Consider the following 17,858-nt stretch of genomic DNA (forward strand, 5'->3'; position numbering starts at 1 on the left):
AGTATATTCATATAAAAGGCATAAATTATGGAATATGTATTATCAGACAGGAAGTTGTTACCTTATGGTATGATGAACTTCGAGGACATCCGTTTGGACAATTATTATTATGTGGATAAAACCTCTTTCATCCCCTTGATAGAACAGTCGGATCGTTTCTTCTTTTTTATCCGTCCGCGTCGATTCGGAAAAAGTCTGACTTTGAATATGCTTCAACATTATTATGATGTACGAGCCAAAGATAAGTTTGACGCTTTGTTTGGCGATCTTTATATCGGGAAGCACCCCACGAAAGACCGTAATAGCTATCTGGTAATAAAATTAAATTTTTCGGGAATCAGTGGAGACTTACACAGCTACCGCAAAGGTTTGGACGAACATTGCAGAATCGTATTTGACTATTTCTGCGATGTTTATGCCGACTATTTACCCGAAGGAATCAAAGAAAAAATGGACGAAAAAGACGGGGCGGTCAGCCAATTCGAATATCTGTTTACGGAATGCGCCCGTGTAAATCAAAAGATTTATCTCTTCATTGATGAATACGACCATTTCACCAATACAATACTCTCTGATGTCGACAGCCTGAACCGTTACACTGATGAGACACACAAAGAAGGTTATTTACGTGCCTTCTTCAATAAAATAAAATCCGGTACCGACTCCAGCATCAAACGTTGTTTCATCACAGGTGTCAGTCCCGTAACAATGGATGACTTGACCAGCGGCTTCAATATCGGCACTAATTACTCACTTTCACCAAGATTCAACGAAATGATGGGATTCACCGAAAGTGAGGTTCGCGAAATGCTGACATATTATTCTACGACATGCCATTTTAATCACACCGTTGATGAGTTGATAGAGCTTATGAAACCATGGTATGACAATTACTGTTTTGCGCAGGAATGCTATGGTAAAACTACGATGTACAATTCCAATATGGTGCTTTATTTCGTCAAGAATTATATCGAATACAGCGGTGAAGTACCGAAGGACATGGTAGAAGACAACATCCGTATTGACTACGAGAAATTGCGTATGCTCATCCGCAAAGATAAGGAGTTTGCCCACGATGCTTCCATCATACAAACCTTAATAAGCCAAGGATACATCACTGGAGAAGTGAAGAAAGGATTTCCAGCCGCCAGTATTATCGATCCAGACAACTTCATAAGCCTACTCTATTATTTTGGTATGCTTACTATTAGTGGTACACATGAAGGGAAGTGCAAACTCACCATTCCCAATCAGGTAGTCCGCGAACAACTTTACACCTATCTATTGAACACTTACAATGAAGCCAACTTAAGCTTCAGTAATTATGAAAAAAATGAATTATCCAGTTCACTCGCTTATCGAGGTACATGGAAAGCATATTTTGATTATATTGCCGATTGCCTGAAGAGTTATGCCTCCCAGCGTGACAAACAAAAGGGAGAATTTTTCGTGCATGGTTTCACATTAGCCATGACTGCACAAAACCGATTCTACCGTCCCATTTCGGAGGCAGACACACAAGAGGGATATGCCGACATCTTCCTATCTCCATTATTGGATATTTATCCCGACATGAAACACAGCTACATAATCGAGTTGAAATATGCCAAATACAAAGATTCAGAGAATCGTGTGGAAGAATTACGATTGGAAGGTATCGCTCAGACAAACCGTTATGCTGATACTGATACAGTGAAAAATGCAATTGGCACCACACAGTTGCATAAGATTGTAGTAGTGTATAAAGGAATGGAAATGAGAGTATGTGAAGAAGTATAATTCTCTAATTATATCCCAAACAAAAAACAGGCGGGATTTTTCCCGCCTGTTATTCATTCATAAATATACCTATTTATAAGATAATCAATTACAAGTTTGCTGCCTGCACACCGACCACTCCGGCAATTGCACCGGCAACAGCAATAATCACTTTCAAAATAATACTCCACGTTTTTTTCATAGACATTTTTCTTTTTTTATTAAACACTAAACAAACATCCTAACCATCAATCGTTAATTGACAATTCATTATGCGGCAGGATCCGGTGCTTCTCCGCTACCGCCACCTTCATTTCCTCCGCCTTCTTCTCCGCCATCATCCGGTTTTTCAGGATCATTAGGAGAAATAGTCATATTAAGCTTCTTCAGATATTCATCCAAGCTAATCAAATCCAACTTCTCATCTGCACGGGTGGCAGTCTTTGTAACGCGCAGCTCTTTATTCGCCTGAAAAAAGATACGAACGCTCTCTACACTTTTTGCATTGATATCCTTCGCCAGTTCGGCACCTTTCGAACGGGCAGTCAACATAAAGACGCCCAAACCTTCAATATTCACAGACTTACCTTCCAGCAGCTGTTCCTTCATCTTTTCCACAAAATTCTGGATCACACTCTTGATATCACCGACAGACAGCGAAGAACGATCCTGCATTTTCTGTGCAATATATTTCAGGTTGACAGACTGACCTAAAGTGATCAGATGCGGATAATATCTCTTGGGAGAATTGGGAACACGCGGATCTGTTGGGCGCGTAATGACTTTGTAAATTACACTCATACTACGTTTTTTTAAAGATTTAAATTCAAGTTATTTATTCACGTTTTGTTGATCAACAATGCAAAGGTGCCGCTTTTATTTCAGATAGAAAAGGAAAAAGCTCCTTAAGGAGCTCTTTATATTCATTCAAATTATTAACAACTTATTAATCAACAACATATTTTCGTTCCATCACATACAATGTAGTCTTTATGCGGAGCATCATATCTATTCGTCCACATTTTAATCAAGCTTATTCTTACCTCCTTATTGGGAATATCCAATGTATATAAGCCTAATTCCTTATCATAGCTTTTTATTGTGATATAGCCATTTTGATATAATAACGGAAGAATAGCTTCTCTTTTTCCTATCTCGGAAGGTGATCTTCATAAATTTTCCATTTCAATTCGATTTTTCACAACGCTACAAAAAAATATTCATCGCACCATTCACTGTTTTACAAAAAAAAATATCAACGATCTTCACAGACAGTTGATATTATAGAAATCACATCGGATTTACACCGACATGAGGGCGTTAATCAGGAATACACCGCTGTATATTTCCTGACCACAAAATGTAGGGTTCTTCATGTGTGTAGCATAAAGTTAGGGACCTACATATTCCATCTCACTTTTGTGTAAAGTATTATAAACCACTCTATAACATTATTAATTTTAAAATATCTTGTTTATCAATAGATTTATTCTTCCTTACCAGATTGTTCTCCATATCCATAACCATAGCCGTATCGTTTACCATAACCATAATACTTGCCATATTTACCATAACCGTAATAATAACCGTACTTTCTTTTCTTCAAATCCAAACCATTTATTACTGTACACAAGTTAGGTAACTTATTTCCATCAATAAGTTCATTAATCAAAGTATACTCATTCTTACGAGTATAATCCGCACGACATACATAAACAGATAAATCAGCCACACGTCCTATTAATAAGGTATCAGTTACCATACCGACAGGAGCGGTATCGAGAATCACATATTCAAAATTCTTTTTAAGAGTCTCAATCGCTTTATCCAATCCATCACGTGCTAACAATTCTGTCGGGTTAGGAGGAACTGTTCCACCAGGAAGAATATAGAGATTCTTACTGACATCAGAGAGCTGTACCAAATCCATCAAATTCTTTTCCGGATTAGCCAAATATTGAGTTATACCTTGTTCTCTTTTTGATATATTGAATACCTTATTCAAACCTGGCTTGCGGATATCAAGACCAACTATTACTACCTTCTTCCCTAATAAAGAAAGACTGATAGCAAGATTACCAGAGATAAAGGATTTACCTTCACCACTGACTGTGGAAGTAACTAAAATCACCTTCTTGTCATTTCCAAGCATAAACTGAAGATTCGTTCGGACATTGCGGAAAGTTTCACTCATCAGGTTGTTTTGATTCTCAAATACAGCAATAGCTCCCTGCTTTTCATCTGTCAACGGGATATCACCGACAATAGGTGCACTAGTAAGTTTTTCTACATCTGCACGACCTTCAATCTTGAATTTGGTTAATTCAAGCAAATATATAACCCCTACCGGAATTCCGACTCCTAGTATCAAAGCGATTAAATAAGTAATTTTACTTCTAGGAGACACAGGAGCATCATCTGCTATAGCTTCATCTATAATCTTCGCATTATTGGCTGTGGCAGCCAGAGTTATAGCATTCTCTTCACGTTTCTGAAGCAACATCAGATAAAGTCCAGCCTTTATCTCTTGCTGACGTGCAATACTTACAAACTCACGTTCTTGCCCAGGTGCCTCACTAATGCGACGGGAATAACGGCTCGCTTCACGATCCAGATCCGCCTTTGTGATAAACAATCCACGCAACACTCTATCTAAAGATACTTGTACATTCTCTTTCATTGCACTAATGCTGGTATCCAAGTTTATGATGGTAGGATTATTCTCTGTTGATGTACGCAGCAAACGTTTTCTCTCAACAAGCACATCATTATAACGGTTAATAGCAGCTGCAAGATTCACATCTTGCAATCCTATATTACTAGGCAGTACTTCATAACCTTCATTTTGCATATATTTCTGCAAATCCTGCAGCAAATTAATCTGGGTTTGATTCTCCACACGTTTCTTTTCATATTCAGCACTACCGGTCAAAGCAATCTGTGCATCACTGGTTAAATCCGTAATACCCGCCCCACGTTTAAAGCTTTCCAGATCTTTTTCTGTACTGCCCAGTTCTTTGGAGATAATACTAATACGTTCATTGATAAATTCTGCTGTTTTCTGTGCAACTTCATTCTTATCATTATTCGTATTGATATTATACATCTCCAATAGCTTATTAATAAAATCCTTGCCGCGCTGTACATTTGAGTTTTTCAATGATATGACAGCTACAGAAGTGGTTTTGGAAGTAGGTTCTATAGTCATATTCTTGCAACACCATTTCGCTACAGTCAAAGGCTTATTAATTGTAGCTGTAATATTACGTGTAGTCTTTTCCAAATCTGTAGTTTCTTCCAATGTTCTTTTAGAAGATAATACCGAGTCCGGCGTCAGGAAAAAAGCCAATGTCCCTTTGTCGGTAGGAAAAACCGCCGGCAATTTTTCAAAATGTTTCTGATATTCATCATCGTCAATCTTCACAGTCACATCCATACTTCCCTGTGGTTGCAATGCCATCTTCACTATCATCGGCTCCTCCAACAAATCAGCCTCCTGCGGAGTCAGACTCACTTGTACAGGTGAAGTCTTATACATGTTCCTGGAAGGGAATTCATCCTCATCTGTATAAGAAATATAAAGACCCAAATCTTCAACCACCTCTTTGACAATAGTCTTTGAACGGAGAACTTCAATCTCGTTATCAATATTCTGCGAAGAAGAGATCATACCATCCAATCCCAGACTCTCCAACCCGGAAAGCATTCCTGCACTCCCCCCTTTCTTATCATCTTTTATTAAAACCGTAGCGGAAATATTATATACGGGAGTGGATATATGCAAATAGACCCATGCCGCAATCAAACACGCCACAACCGCCCCCACAAACCAAGGCCAGTGGATCAAATATTTAAACAATAGTTCCTTGACGTCTATATTTTCTTCCTTAGATTCTTGTGCTTCATTAAAATCTGTTTCTTTCATTGCAAATCATTATTTTAAAATATTTACTAATAAGCTGACAATGGATACCAGGATAGAGGTTGCAGAGAACCAGAGACTGGTACTGTTACCTACATCTGAATTTCGAGCTTTTGCTTTATTAGGAGTTACGTAGATAATATCATTCTGTTGTAACCAATAGTAAGGCGAAAGAATGGTTTCGGCCTTGTTCAAATCCAAGGTCACAATTTGCTGTTTGCCGTTTGCGTCCTCACGGATCAACTTCACATTATCACGAAGACCGTATACCGTCATATCACCAGCCATAGCCAATGCCTCCAACAAATTTACCTTCTCATTGGAAATAGTAAAAGTTCCGGGACGGGTAACTTCGCCGATAACCGATATTTTATAATTTACCATACGCACCGTTACAATGGGAGTCTCCTTCATGTAAGGTTTTAGTTTATCTATGATCAACTGTTCCGCTTCCCTTTTCGTTAAACCTCCTAACTTCAATTCTCCTAACACCGGAAAATTTATGTTTCCTTCATTATCTACCAAATAAGGTTGTAATACAGGTTGGGTAGTCACATAAGACGAAGTACTCACCGCTATTCCGGCATTGCTGGCAACTGTCAGATTAAAAGGTATCGCAAGTTCAGGATTAGTACACGATACCACAATAGTCAACAAATCCTTGGGCATGATCTTGGCATCATACAATTTTTCCTGTTGTTCTACTTCGTTCACAACTTCCACATTCTGGAAATAGGGAACCTTTTTATAAGACTGACAGGCAGCCAATAGGAATGGCAACAATAATAGCCACAAATTTCTCTTGTTTAGTCTTCTCATCATAATTCTTAAATTCATAATTAAACGCCCTTTAATTCCTAAGTTTTATTTTTTAATATGCTTCTTTTTCTCCGTGTATGGCATTATACACCGTCTTATACATAATATATAAGTCCAATAAAAAAGTCCAATGCTCTATATACCAGATATCACGTTGCACACGTCCCTCCATCTGCCAGAGCTCTTTCGTCTCACCACGAAAGCCCGTCACCTGAGCCCAACCAGTTATTCCAGGTTTAACAAAGTGACGAACCATAAACTTGTTTATCAGATTAGAATATTCCTCCGTATGCTTTAACATGTGAGGACGGGGACCTACAATCGACATATCACCCTTCAGTACATTTATAAATTGAGGTAATTCGTCCACACTCGTCTTTCTCATAATCTCTCCGATACGTGTTTTACGAGGATCGTTTTCCGTAGCCTGAAGGGTATCACACTGCGCATTAACCTTCATCGAACGAAACTTGTAACACCAAAATTCACGACCATCCTCACCACTGCGTTTCTGTTTGAAAAAGACAGGACCGGGAGAACTTAATTTAATTGCAATTCCGAAGAATATATAGACGAACGGAAAGACAGTAATAAGAAATAACCCCGAACAGACAATATCAAAAGCACGCTTAATAATACGGTTTTCTAACGACTCCAATGGTTCACAACGAATGGAAAGCACAGGAACATTACCCAATAACTCAAAATGCATCCTACGCTTCAAATAGTTACGAACATTAGGAACACTAAAAAAACGGACCAAATGGTTTTCACAGTAATTAATGATAGGGACAATCTCTGCACTTCGCGCAGAAGGAAGGCTACAATAAAGCTGATTGATCTCTCCCGCATGTTTTTCTAAAAAAACACTTACTTCATTTGGTTGTCCCAAATATGGAACATCCTGCGGATACCGGTCTGAAGGAAAATCCTCGAAATACCCCAGTACACGATAACCGGACGTAGGATCATCCGTCATCGCATGATAAAGTTCCTGCATATTCTCATGGCTCCCAACTAATACTACCTTGCGAACATTTCCTCCCTTTTTTCGATAAAGCTCCAGAAAGTGACGGGAAATTAGACGATAGCTGACGATAACAATTATTAAAGCGACATAAAACAGTCCGAAATATCGGGAATGAGAAAAATGGAAATGAAAAACAAGCAGCGTACAAACCGAAAAAAAAACAAAAGGAACCATGTTACGTAAAACACGAATCATGATCTGTTCGGGACGCACCACAGAACGATGAAGAATAACACCTGAATGCATGTTACAAAGTAAATAGCACAGAGTGATAAGAATCATTCCTTGAAAGATAGAACCGCAATGAATACACCAAAAGCGGGTACCCAGTAACAAATTAAATCCCCATAAAAGCAGATTCAGCAAAATAAGGTCTCCTAAGAGAACCAAAGATTTTAGGACTTTGTTGAAACGTTGGACTTCTTGCATAAATGTTTCCTATGATTGATTAATGATGATCCACAAGCGTTCCATTTTTCTCTTTCAAGATATTCCATAAGAACAACATATTTCCTATGATATACCTACGCCACATCCTTTTCGGTTCTTTCAATAAACGATATGCCCATTCCAAGGAATGATCTTGCCAGCACTGTGGAGCACGCTTCACTGTTCCTGCAAAAAAATCAAACACAGCACCAATTGTACCTATATGACAATGAACATTTAATTCATTCAAATGTACATATGCCCATTTTTCTTGTTTAGGCGCAGTCATACCAATCCAAAGCAAATCGGGGCTCACTGCATTAATAGCCTCTATAATCTTTCGATTATCCTCGTCTGAAAATTCAGGCTTATAGGGTGGTGAATATGTTTCCACGACAATATTAGGATAATCCATAGCTGTGCGCTGCCTCACAAGTTCCAATGTAGATTCGCTGCTTCCCATAAAAAAGCATTTACCACCCTTCTCATTCAGTTTACGCATCTCAATTTCAAAGAAATCCCATCCTGCAATACGTTCCATAGGCTGACTTCTCGCCTTAATCCATTGACAAGCCTTCACTATGCTTGCCCCATCAGGGATCAAAACATCGCCATTCGTCAATGCTTCTGCAAATAAAACATCTTTCTTTGCTGTGTTGAAAGAATGTGCATTAATGGTGTTTATAAGCAATTTGCCATCAGGTAGTGAAGCCAATTCAGCTTTACTACCTATAATTGATAATGTTTTTAATTCAAACATAATCTTATTGAATAGTTAGATATTATCTATCAGAGCATATTTATTTCTTCCCCCTATCCAAGCAGACATTGGATAAATGGTGTTAGTAAAAGAACTGTTAGAAGCTATTAGATTAGTTTTTTTAAAATATCTCTCATTCTAATTTCAAATCGGTATAGCGTAAATTCTTCGTCAAATTTTTTATTTCCTTTCTTTCCCATAGCCGCCGTTTCCTTTGGATGGTTAATCATCCACTCCAAACATTCTGCTAAATCTTTTGATGATTGTCTATTTACCAACCAACCAGTTTTTCCATTCTCTATAATATCAGAAATTCCACCCTCTTTTGTTGAAACACAAGGTAGCCCATACTGCATAGCTTCAAGTAGCACCAAAGGGAAACATTCATTGAATGTGGGAAAGACAAAGATGTCTGCACTTCGAAAAAAAACATCTTTATCAACACCATACTTTTTTCCATTGTACATAACCAACCGATTTAGCCCACGCTTTTCAATTTCGGCATTCAAACGAGCAATATCTATTTCAGCCGTTTCACCGCCTATTAAATCACAAGCAAACAAATATCCTTTCTCTTTTAGAATCTGTAAAGCATTAAGTAACACCAAAACCCCTTTACTCACCAACAAATTAGAAAGAAACAATAAGTGTGGAACTTCATTATGTCGTTCTGCAATAGGTTCTCCTGTCAATATCTCAGGAATGCCATTCGGACAAATATACACATCCTCACGTTTGACATATTTTTGTACATCCTGATATAAAGTTTCTGCTAACAGAATGACTTTCAACCCACAAAAGAATTTCCTATAAAGCCAATTATCTAGTTTTCTGTCTTGTTGTGTTACTACACCTTTATTATGATAATGTGCCACAACTTTGCAACCCATTATTTTTAACAATTGTACCACAACAAAGTCTTTATAAAAAGCCTTTCCACAAGCATTCGGCGTGACGTATATCAACTCTGGTTTTATTTTTGTTACCTCCTTGATAATTCCACTAAGTAACTTTATAAACTTCCACAGTTTCTTTATCCCACCTTTACCAATATCTTGCAGATTCTTTGCCGTAGTAAGATTAATGTAACGGCAATCAAACTCCTCATTTATAAGTTCACTGTCATAAATATACTTCCCCACCATTGCTGCACCGTGAACTGGTGGTGGAAGATGGAGAATGAAAAGAATTTTAGTTGTCATATATTCCTATTCATTATGATAGGTACTCACCACGTGGCTATAATACCTCTACCGGTATCATAGCCCATTTTGAGTCATATTTCTGATTAATAATTTAAGTTATTTTGTAATATTCATCAGCAGAAGTTCTATACAGCAAGTCCCTACATGAAATATACAATTTTATTACCGAATTGATTTACAGTCTATTTCAAACTGGGATACTAATGCTTTATAACTATATTTATTTCGCATTCTTACCGTATCTTTCTTATAAGCGTCATAATTCACAATAATCTTTTGAATAGCATTAAATATTTCATCCTTTCCCCCAGATTCTACATATTCACCATTTTGCTCAATAATATGAGAAGTATTGGATGTGTGCCTAACAACTAAAGGAATCGCCGCACCAACTGCATCTTCTATTAATGTAGTATGATGAATAGGCCAACAAGCAATATCTGACAACTTTAACAATTCTAACGTTTGTATTCTGTCACACCAACCATATATGTAAACACCAGAAGTACATTTGGCTAATTCCTCCGTTTCACGATCTGTAAATCGACCAAATAATACCAAAATCACATTTGATTTTAATTCTTTTAGTGATTTATACGACTCAATTAATGAAATAGTACCTTTATCAATACCCATTTTTCCTCCACTTACAAGAATAAAAGCATCAATAGGAATATTATATTTTTCTCTTAATTTCTCCTTGTCTGAATCTATAATATCTATGGAATTAGTATCACAACCAATTGGCATAAGATCAATCTTTGATGGACATGCCCCATATACTTCTTTAAAATAGTCACATCTTCCTGGAGTTACACCATAGAATTTTGTCACCTTTGATTGTACTAGTTTTGTACACAGCCTCATAAGACCTCCAATAACAAAAAAATTCCATAGTTTTTTGGGAGATTCATTTATCTTATCAGAATGATTGTCTATAAAAAAGTTTGTTGATGGATGCAATAATACATAATACCAGCATAGTAACATTGACGAACTATTTACACCGTGATGAAAAATTGCATCTGGTTTTTCTTTTTTTAGAATATCATTTAAGCCACTACAGAAGAATGTATAATTAGCTGTAGTTATGTTAGTTAGTATACGATAAACATGAACATTACCATAATAATAATCATAACCTTTTTCTTGAATTTTTCGTATTTCAGTTTCTTTAAGAAAGTTCGGAAAATGATTTTTAGAAGTAACAACCACAACATCATGCCCCGCTTGAGTCATATAATCAGGAAGTAAATTGTCTTGATATCCCCAACCATCTATATAAGCAACCATACATATATGAACTACTTTCATTTTATTTATTATTGATTATTAGTGAACCGCAGATAACAGTATCAGACTACAATGCATTTGCATTCACTTACCTATCTACTTCCATTTTTATATTTACAGACGTCCGTCTACAATTTCACGAGGCAACACCCCCTTAACATCATAAACAACACCACCATCTTTAACAAGCCCCTTTATATCCAACTTAAGGAACTGCTTGTGTGCAACACCAAGTATAACAGCATCAAACTTCTCTGTAGGTAACTCGCTAACAATATCAATACCATACTCATTCTTTACAGCTGTAGCATGTGCCCATGGATCATAAATAGTTATATTATTTGAATACTCTTCAAAAGTGTTATAGATGTCCACAATCTTAGTGTTGCGGATGTCAGGACAATTCTCTTTAAAGGTAATACCGAGAATCAGAATTTTAGCATCCTTAACCATTACTCCCTTCTTGTTCATGTACTTAATGGTCTGGTTAGCTACATATGCCCCCATTCCATCATTCAAACGACGAGAAGCTGACATTATGCGAGGAAGTACGCCATACACTTGTGCCTTCTGGATAAGATAGTAGGGGTCAACAGAGATACAATGCCCCCCCACAAGACCTGGCTTCAGCTTAATGAAATTCCATTTAGTAGCGGCAGCATCAATAACGTCCTGTGTGTCAATACCCATAGCATTGAAAATCTTTGCCAACTCGTTCATGAAAGCAATATTCACATCACGCTGACTATTCTCGATGATTTTTGACGCCTCTGCTATTTTAATAGAAGGAGCTTTGTGAGTACCATTTACGAGAACAGAATTATAAACGCCATCCACTATGTTAGCAATCTCTGGAGTAGAACCAGAAGTAACTTTTTTAATTTTCTCTACTGTATGCTCTTTATCACCGGGATTAATACGTTCAGGAGAATAACCTGCAAAGAAATCAACATTAAACTTTAGCCCACTGACCTGTTCTACAACTGGCAAACATTCTTCTTCTGTTACACCCGGATAAACAGTTGATTCATAAACAACAATATCCCCCTTAGAAATAACCTTACCAATTGTTTCAGATGCCCTCCAAAGAGGCTTTAAATCCGGATGATTGTCAGCATCAACAGGAGTAGGAACAGCCACTACATAGAAATTACATTCACGGATGTCCTCAATGTTGGCAGTACACTTAAAACTATGATTATTGATTGCGTCTTGAAGAAGTTCATCTGATACCTCAAAAGTTGCATCATGACCAGCCATAAGAGCCTCACAACGCTTTGCGTTCATATCGAAACCAACAGTTTTGTATTTGGTAGAAAACAAACGGGCAAGTGGAAGACCTACATAGCCCAAGCCGATGACGGCAATTTTTATTTCGCTCATTGCTTTAATAAATTAAACAGTTTTTTATATATATAGAATGCGTGCAGTATAAAAAGGACTTTATTTTTTTCGGTATTGTAAGCAATAAAGTATACGATAAGCTCTAAAAACATTACCTAACATAATATAAGATAAACAAGCAAAGCACTTATCTTTCAAATTCTTGGAATAAAAAAAGTATCTTATCAATTTCCAATTACAATTTACATAGCATTTAAGTTTGTATTCTACATCTCTATCATCGCACATCTTTTGAATAAAAAACATTCCATATGCGGTAGTTGTAATACAACGCGTCCATTTGTATTTATATCTACCTAGAGAATCTCCATAATCCAACAGTTTGCGCACAACAAAAATCAAGTCTGTAATTCTCTTGGGGCTAACCACATGAGTAATGGAGCCATCGCGCATAAGATGATGATAAACTGGGTTACAATAATATCCAACTCTTTCACAATGAAATAATGCAATAGGAGTGAACAAAGAATCCTCATGTGTGATGCCTTCCGTGAAATAGAGATTATTGTCTGTAATTACTGAACGTTTATAGATAAAATATGGTGCGCATGGTTCATATTGAGACCCAATCACATCTTTACCCGTTGTACCTTTTATCATATCATTAATCGTTTCCTGCCTTCCGTTATCTTCATAATTACAAAAATGCGACTTAAAACAAAATACATCAGTCTTACCGTCAAGAAGATCCAAAATCTCAGATATACAATTAGTCTCGGCCCAATCATCAGAATCGAAAACCCAAAAATAAAGCCCCTTGGCTGCTCGGATACCACGATTACGAGCTGCAGAAAGACCTGCATTTTTTTGATGAATAATCCTGATTCTTGAGTCTGAAAAACTTTGTTCAACAATCTCAATACTTCTGTCCTTGGTTCCGTCGTTTATGATAATTAGTTCATAATCATTTCTATTTGGAATCAGCAAAGAAGATACGCATTTCTTAACATATTTCTCAACCTGGTAAACAGGTATAATTATTGACAGTTTCATCTTACTAATCTTAGTTTATCACTTTCCACATTCAAACAAATTCACAGATACTGACCTATATTTGTCCTTTGTAATATTTGTGCCCATGAAATTTTGCTATTATATTAATAATCGTATCTTTTAGGTAAAGAGGTAATGGCATTCGGCATATTTTAAAAATCAGTTGATCCGTTGTTCCTAAGCCTTGAATATCCAAAACCATATGTGTTATTTCCTTCAATAAACAATAGCGTATAGTTCGAGACAAATAATATTTTCGATAAAACGCATAACGTACAATCGTTGCTTTGTATTTAAAGAATTCATTTTTTGCCCATATAGCATATTCATTATATGGATGTAACCTTACCACCTCACAACGTAAATTATAAAGAATATCGTTGCAAATAGCCAATTCTTCATACGGTCTTAATTTAGTCATTAATGACCCTACTGTTTCCACATAATGATAATAAGCCACATTACGCCATGTAATGGAATTGGCATGACACAAAACTTGAAGAGTAAAAACTGCATCTTCACGAAGAGATATATTTTCAGGATAGCAAATATTATTTTCTTTGATAATACTCGACCTAAACATTTTATTCCAGCACCATCCCAATAAATCTTTTTTTTCCAAATAGTATAAGTTTTCGACAAACACATGCGTAGGATTATGATCAAACAGTATGGGTTTCGATCCTTGCAGTGAGTCTTTCATAAGCCCTTGAAAAACTATATCCGCCATACTTCCATCAAAAAAAGCCGAAATAAATTGAGAAGACACCCAATCATCACTGTCAACGAATAAAATCCAATCTCCCAACGCTACTTTAAGTCCCGCGTTTCTCGCTGCACTTACACCATGATTCTTTTGATGAAGAACCTTAAATCTTCTATCTGAATGAGCATATTCATCACATATATTTCCAGAAATATCAGAACTACCATCATCAACAAGAATACATTCAAAATCGCTATAATCCTGATGTTTAATGCTATCCAAACAACGACGAAGCTTAGACTCTACATTATATACAGGTACTATGATTGATACTTTAGGCATTTATTAAAAGCATATTTTTTATTCTAACAATAAGCATTTCTATTTTCCATCTACACCTCAGATATTTCAAATCTGAAAGTTTCATTTTCTGCAACAAATCAGATAGAATACGATATTCGCCCTTTGAAAGATTTGAACGATGCTCCCAAAGAGAATAAACCAAAAAACCATAAATAAGTCCTTTACAAACCCCATACATTCTTTCATTCTTTTCGAAGGAAGCCACAATTTGTATATGTTCAAAAGTGATACGAATTCTTTCATGAGGATTCGTATAAAAAACGCTCATTGCTGAACTTTTTCGAATAAAATAATTATAATGACCAATATTACACATTGCATAGGTATGAATATTGTGCAAAATAGACGTAAAGAAAAGAAAGTCCTCTGATATTGATATCCCTGGAATAAAACGATGATTGCCTATAACCTTTTTTGCTATAATCTTATCCCAAAGGGCCCTATTGGGCTTATTGACCCATAAAAATGCTATTTTATCCCATTTATCATACAAATGATTATGCACAGATACTTTAACCTCTCTTCCAGCAAATCCAATGCATTTATAAGACTTCTGAATGACATCAACACTATTGAGTTTAGATGGAATTGTTAGAAAATCGCTAGAAATACTATCATCAGAATCAATGAAGGCAACAAATTGACCTTGTGCCATCTCCAAAGCAATGTTCCTTGCAATACTTACTCCTTCATTTTTTTTGTGTATTATACGAAATCTTGAATCATTTTGGGCATAAATATCGCATATTTCGGGTGAGTTATCTGTACTTCCATCATCTACAACTATGACCTCAAAATCTTGATTTTCCTGATTAAGAATGCTATCAAAACAATCTCGTAGAAATTTTCCCGCATTATACACAGGTATAATAACAGAAATGAATGGATATTTTTTATCCATATGTCTCATTATTTAAAGCAATCAGCCAAATAATCCATTGCGCAAGCTCGCATATCTTCTATTCTCTTGTTTACAGGAGCGAAATCGATAGGCCTTAATATTTCATCATTAGCTTTCAAGTCATCAATCATCTGATATCTGTCAGGCAATCCCATTTGCTCCAAAATGGCTGTAGCTCTATCATCGTCAGGATTATGCATACCAATCCAATTATAAGACCAAAATGGTCTATTAAAAAGAGATGAAAACAGAGTGCCATGGAATGACTGCGTTAATACGAGAGAAGCATTTTTCATTAGTCCTAAGAATGCCAAAGGACCGGTGTATTTGTACCTCTTGATCCCATATTTATCCAGATGATGGATAGCATGTGATTTCAAATCAATGGTATAAACGGGCATACCTGTTTCTTCTGATATTTTATGAATGATACGATTCGTTTCAAACCTATCGTAATAGAAAGCATAGTTGAAGATAAACTTTCCACCAATTTCTGGAATGGGCAAAGCTTTACACCATTCTTCTGGTGACAAAAGAAGAGTCGGATCTGCAATGATTTTCACTTCACGACCAGACAATTCCTCTAACCACATTTTCCCATGCGGCTCACGAACTGACAAATGTTCAAATTCACTCAAGAGTTGCTTATAAACATTGAGGTCATCAGCTTTCTTTAAAATGTTTGTGCCACCAAGACTTGGAGAATAAGCCACCTTACGTACATCATGGGTGAAATTCAAATAAAACTCTTTACCAGCATCTGCACAGCACACGTTCCACACTTGGTCTCCACCAGCAATAATCATATCATACTTTGATGCTATCTCTGACAATTCTTTTCCTGTCCGATAGTCACCTTGTGACAAGACCAAATGCTTATTTGAAAAATCCTCATATTCTCGGAAAGACTCCTTGAATGTTCTTAGATGAAACAATGTATTGAAATTTCGTTTAATGGAAGCTCGATTGATACGATGGTCAAAAAAGCCATACATATTCCGAGAAACATTATTTGCATAGTTAATGAGTTCACATTCATGATGGAACTTGTTTGCGATTACGTATTGCAACGCAAATGCCTGAAGCATTGACCCACAATTATGGGAAGCTTGAAAAGTTAATATTCCTATTTTCATTTGTAATATATTTTCTGTTTGTAAATAAAGCAGAATAAGTCAAATAAATCATAACCCAAGGTGCGATGCCAATAAAACTTTCAGAACTAAGACCTATAATAATGATATCAAGAATGAGCACAAAACGATTCATTTTGCTAATACATGAAAATGATTTATACATATCACTGTATTGAAACAATATCAATGGCAAAGCTATTACCAGCCCTCGACTTAACATCAATGATACAGGAGTGCTTTCCACATATAAAAAATCATTTACTTTAAAAATACTTTCAAAATTTCCCACACCAAACAACCATTCTTTAACATCCATATTAAATACATAGTTATAAAGATAAAATCTGGTCATAGCACTTCCATCGTTAAAATTGCGTGTATCTTGACTAAAAAGCTTTCCTCCTAAATCGCTAGTGGAAATATATCCAAATAAATAAACCGCAGCTATACAAATGCCCAATATGAAAACAATATTTTGATGTTTCAAAAAAGTAAAGACTTTCTTAGTGTTTAAGACAACCATCAATAATAAACATATCAATGTAGAAATTATAGCCGCTCGACCATTAAAAGTAAATAACACGACAAATCCAATGACTATAGACAGAATTTTATATAGACTACGAATAGGACTAACAAGCAACAATAACATAATTACACTAACTATTGAGGCATTATGAAGTGGATGCCCCCATATACCAGATGAACGAAATCTACCATACTCCTCAAAACGGTAAAATAAATTATTCTGCATAATATACTCATAAATACACAAAACAGCTTCAAAAGCCAATACTAAAAAAACAAGTACAGAAACTATTTTATATCTAGGGAGAACCTTATTGCAAAATTGTGGGATTAACATATAACACAATAATGTCAAGCTTGAACTTCCTGAATCTCTTTGCCAGACAACTGTCATCAACAAAAAAGAAACTGCCGTGAGTATTACCCATTTTCTATCAAAAGAGTAAGAATATTGCTTTCCATAAACAATAAAGAATAGGGCAATTGGCAATATATTTAAATAGTGATTATAATACACAGGAGGAACTTCGCTGCTAAATAAATAGCAGTTTCCATATATCATTACAATCAAACATAAATAAATTAATACTATTTTCATAAAATATGTAGAG

General features: G+C 36.0%; 15 protein-coding genes and 1 pseudogene. 1 reads left to right on the forward strand and 15 read right to left on the reverse strand.

The features are described 5' to 3' along the window. Positions 1-27 precede the first annotated feature (27 nt). A complete protein-coding gene (locus tag GD631_RS16380; protein WP_143258617.1) occupies positions 28-1,779 on the forward strand; it encodes an AAA family ATPase in 1,752 nt (583 codons plus the stop codon). 88 nt (positions 1,780-1,867) lie between these two features. Here the strand turns inward: GD631_RS16380 and GD631_RS16385 are convergent, their stop codons facing one another. From GD631_RS16385 to GD631_RS16450, 15 genes and pseudogenes are all read right to left on the reverse strand, one after another. Further along, the gene (locus GD631_RS16385) at positions 1,868-1,960 is read right to left on the reverse strand and encodes a smalltalk protein (RefSeq protein ID WP_151433315.1); all 93 of its coding nucleotides are present in this window, start codon (positions 1,958-1,960) and stop codon (positions 1,868-1,870) included. Positions 1,961-2,028: 68 nt separating this feature from the next. Then, positions 2,029-2,559: an HU family DNA-binding protein gene (locus tag GD631_RS16390; RefSeq protein WP_008022512.1), complete on the reverse strand. Its 531-nt coding sequence runs from the start codon at positions 2,557-2,559 to the stop codon at positions 2,029-2,031. Positions 2,560-2,762: 203 nt separating this feature from the next. Beyond that, positions 2,763-2,921: pseudogene (locus tag GD631_RS22455) on the reverse strand (AAA family ATPase); the annotation flags it as partial. Positions 2,922-3,244: 323 nt separating this feature from the next. Beyond that, complete coding sequence (locus tag GD631_RS16395) at positions 3,245-5,683, reverse strand: GumC family protein (RefSeq protein ID WP_143258618.1); 2,439 nt, start codon at positions 5,681-5,683, stop codon at positions 3,245-3,247. Positions 5,684-5,692: 9 nt separating this feature from the next. Continuing rightward, positions 5,693-6,517, reverse strand: a complete 825-nt coding sequence (locus GD631_RS16400; RefSeq protein WP_185911496.1) for a polysaccharide biosynthesis/export family protein — start codon at positions 6,515-6,517, stop codon at positions 5,693-5,695. A gap of 34 nt (positions 6,518-6,551) precedes the next feature. Next, positions 6,552-7,958 carry an undecaprenyl-phosphate glucose phosphotransferase gene (locus tag GD631_RS16405; RefSeq protein WP_143258619.1) on the reverse strand — a complete coding sequence of 469 codons (1,407 nt, stop codon included), beginning with the start codon at positions 7,956-7,958 and terminating at the stop codon, positions 6,552-6,554. Positions 7,959-7,977: 19 nt separating this feature from the next. Then, positions 7,978-8,718, reverse strand: coding sequence for a WecB/TagA/CpsF family glycosyltransferase (locus tag GD631_RS16410; protein ID WP_143258620.1), 741 nt, complete (start codon positions 8,716-8,718; stop codon positions 7,978-7,980). Between the two features lie 107 nt (positions 8,719-8,825). Continuing rightward, on the reverse strand, positions 8,826-9,920 hold the full coding sequence (locus GD631_RS16415) for a glycosyltransferase family 4 protein (RefSeq protein ID WP_143258621.1): 1,095 nt from the start codon (positions 9,918-9,920) through the stop codon (positions 8,826-8,828). 165 nt (positions 9,921-10,085) lie between these two features. After that, entirely contained in the window at positions 10,086-11,237 is a 1,152-nt protein-coding gene (locus tag GD631_RS16420) for a glycosyltransferase (protein WP_143258622.1), read from the reverse strand. A gap of 93 nt (positions 11,238-11,330) precedes the next feature. Next, positions 11,331-12,599, reverse strand: coding sequence for a nucleotide sugar dehydrogenase (locus GD631_RS16425; RefSeq protein ID WP_143258623.1), 1,269 nt, complete (start codon positions 12,597-12,599; stop codon positions 11,331-11,333). Between the two features lie 60 nt (positions 12,600-12,659). Then, positions 12,660-13,613 (reverse strand): glycosyltransferase, encoded by a 954-nt coding sequence (locus tag GD631_RS16430; RefSeq protein WP_143258624.1) that lies wholly within the window; start codon positions 13,611-13,613, stop codon positions 12,660-12,662. Positions 13,614-13,668: 55 nt separating this feature from the next. Continuing rightward, a complete protein-coding gene (locus GD631_RS16435; RefSeq protein WP_143258625.1) occupies positions 13,669-14,661 on the reverse strand; it encodes a glycosyltransferase family 2 protein in 993 nt (330 codons plus the stop codon). Continuing rightward, positions 14,654-15,583, reverse strand: a complete 930-nt coding sequence (locus GD631_RS16440) for a glycosyltransferase (protein ID WP_143258626.1) — start codon at positions 15,581-15,583, stop codon at positions 14,654-14,656. The genes GD631_RS16435 and GD631_RS16440 overlap by 8 nt, the downstream gene beginning before the upstream one ends. Positions 15,584-15,591: 8 nt before the next feature. Beyond that, positions 15,592-16,719, reverse strand: a complete 1,128-nt coding sequence (locus tag GD631_RS16445) for a polysaccharide pyruvyl transferase family protein (protein WP_143258627.1) — start codon at positions 16,717-16,719, stop codon at positions 15,592-15,594. Then, positions 16,682-17,845 carry an O-antigen ligase family protein gene (locus GD631_RS16450; protein ID WP_143258628.1) on the reverse strand — a complete coding sequence of 388 codons (1,164 nt, stop codon included), beginning with the start codon at positions 17,843-17,845 and terminating at the stop codon, positions 16,682-16,684. The genes GD631_RS16445 and GD631_RS16450 overlap by 38 nt, the downstream gene beginning before the upstream one ends. Positions 17,846-17,858 lie beyond the last annotated feature (13 nt).

It is taken from the genome of Bacteroides luhongzhouii (genome assembly GCF_009193295.2).
GTDB classification, from domain to species: Bacteria; Bacteroidota; Bacteroidia; order Bacteroidales; family Bacteroidaceae; genus Bacteroides; species Bacteroides luhongzhouii.

Excerpts from the sequence above, each read along its gene's own strand:
- GD631_RS16380 (WP_143258617.1), top strand. The coding sequence starts at position 28 with ATGGAATATGTATTATCAGACAGGAAGTTGTTACCTTATGGTATGATG.
- GD631_RS16445 (WP_143258627.1), bottom strand. The coding sequence starts at position 16,719 with ATGAAAATAGGAATATTAACTTTTCAAGCTTCCCATAATTGTGGGTCA.
- GD631_RS16430 (WP_143258624.1), bottom strand. The coding sequence starts at position 13,613 with ATGAAACTGTCAATAATTATACCTGTTTACCAGGTTGAGAAATATGTT.
- GD631_RS16395 (WP_143258618.1), bottom strand. The coding sequence starts at position 5,683 with ATGAAAGAAACAGATTTTAATGAAGCACAAGAATCTAAGGAAGAAAAT.
- GD631_RS16435 (WP_143258625.1), bottom strand. The coding sequence starts at position 14,661 with ATGCCTAAAGTATCAATCATAGTACCTGTATATAATGTAGAGTCTAAG.
- GD631_RS16410 (WP_143258620.1), bottom strand. The coding sequence starts at position 8,718 with ATGTTTGAATTAAAAACATTATCAATTATAGGTAGTAAAGCTGAATTG.
- GD631_RS16450 (WP_143258628.1), bottom strand. The coding sequence starts at position 17,845 with ATGAAAATAGTATTAATTTATTTATGTTTGATTGTAATGATATATGGA.
- GD631_RS16440 (WP_143258626.1), bottom strand. The coding sequence starts at position 15,583 with ATGGATAAAAAATATCCATTCATTTCTGTTATTATACCTGTGTATAAT.
- GD631_RS16400 (WP_185911496.1), bottom strand. The coding sequence starts at position 6,517 with ATGAATTTAAGAATTATGATGAGAAGACTAAACAAGAGAAATTTGTGG.
- GD631_RS16390 (WP_008022512.1), bottom strand. The coding sequence starts at position 2,559 with ATGAGTGTAATTTACAAAGTCATTACGCGCCCAACAGATCCGCGTGTT.
- GD631_RS16405 (WP_143258619.1), bottom strand. The coding sequence starts at position 7,958 with ATGCAAGAAGTCCAACGTTTCAACAAAGTCCTAAAATCTTTGGTTCTC.
- GD631_RS16415 (WP_143258621.1), bottom strand. The coding sequence starts at position 9,920 with ATGACAACTAAAATTCTTTTCATTCTCCATCTTCCACCACCAGTTCAC.
- GD631_RS16420 (WP_143258622.1), bottom strand. The coding sequence starts at position 11,237 with ATGAAAGTAGTTCATATATGTATGGTTGCTTATATAGATGGTTGGGGA.
- GD631_RS16425 (WP_143258623.1), bottom strand. The coding sequence starts at position 12,599 with ATGAGCGAAATAAAAATTGCCGTCATCGGCTTGGGCTATGTAGGTCTT.
- GD631_RS16385 (WP_151433315.1), bottom strand. The coding sequence starts at position 1,960 with ATGAAAAAAACGTGGAGTATTATTTTGAAAGTGATTATTGCTGTTGCC.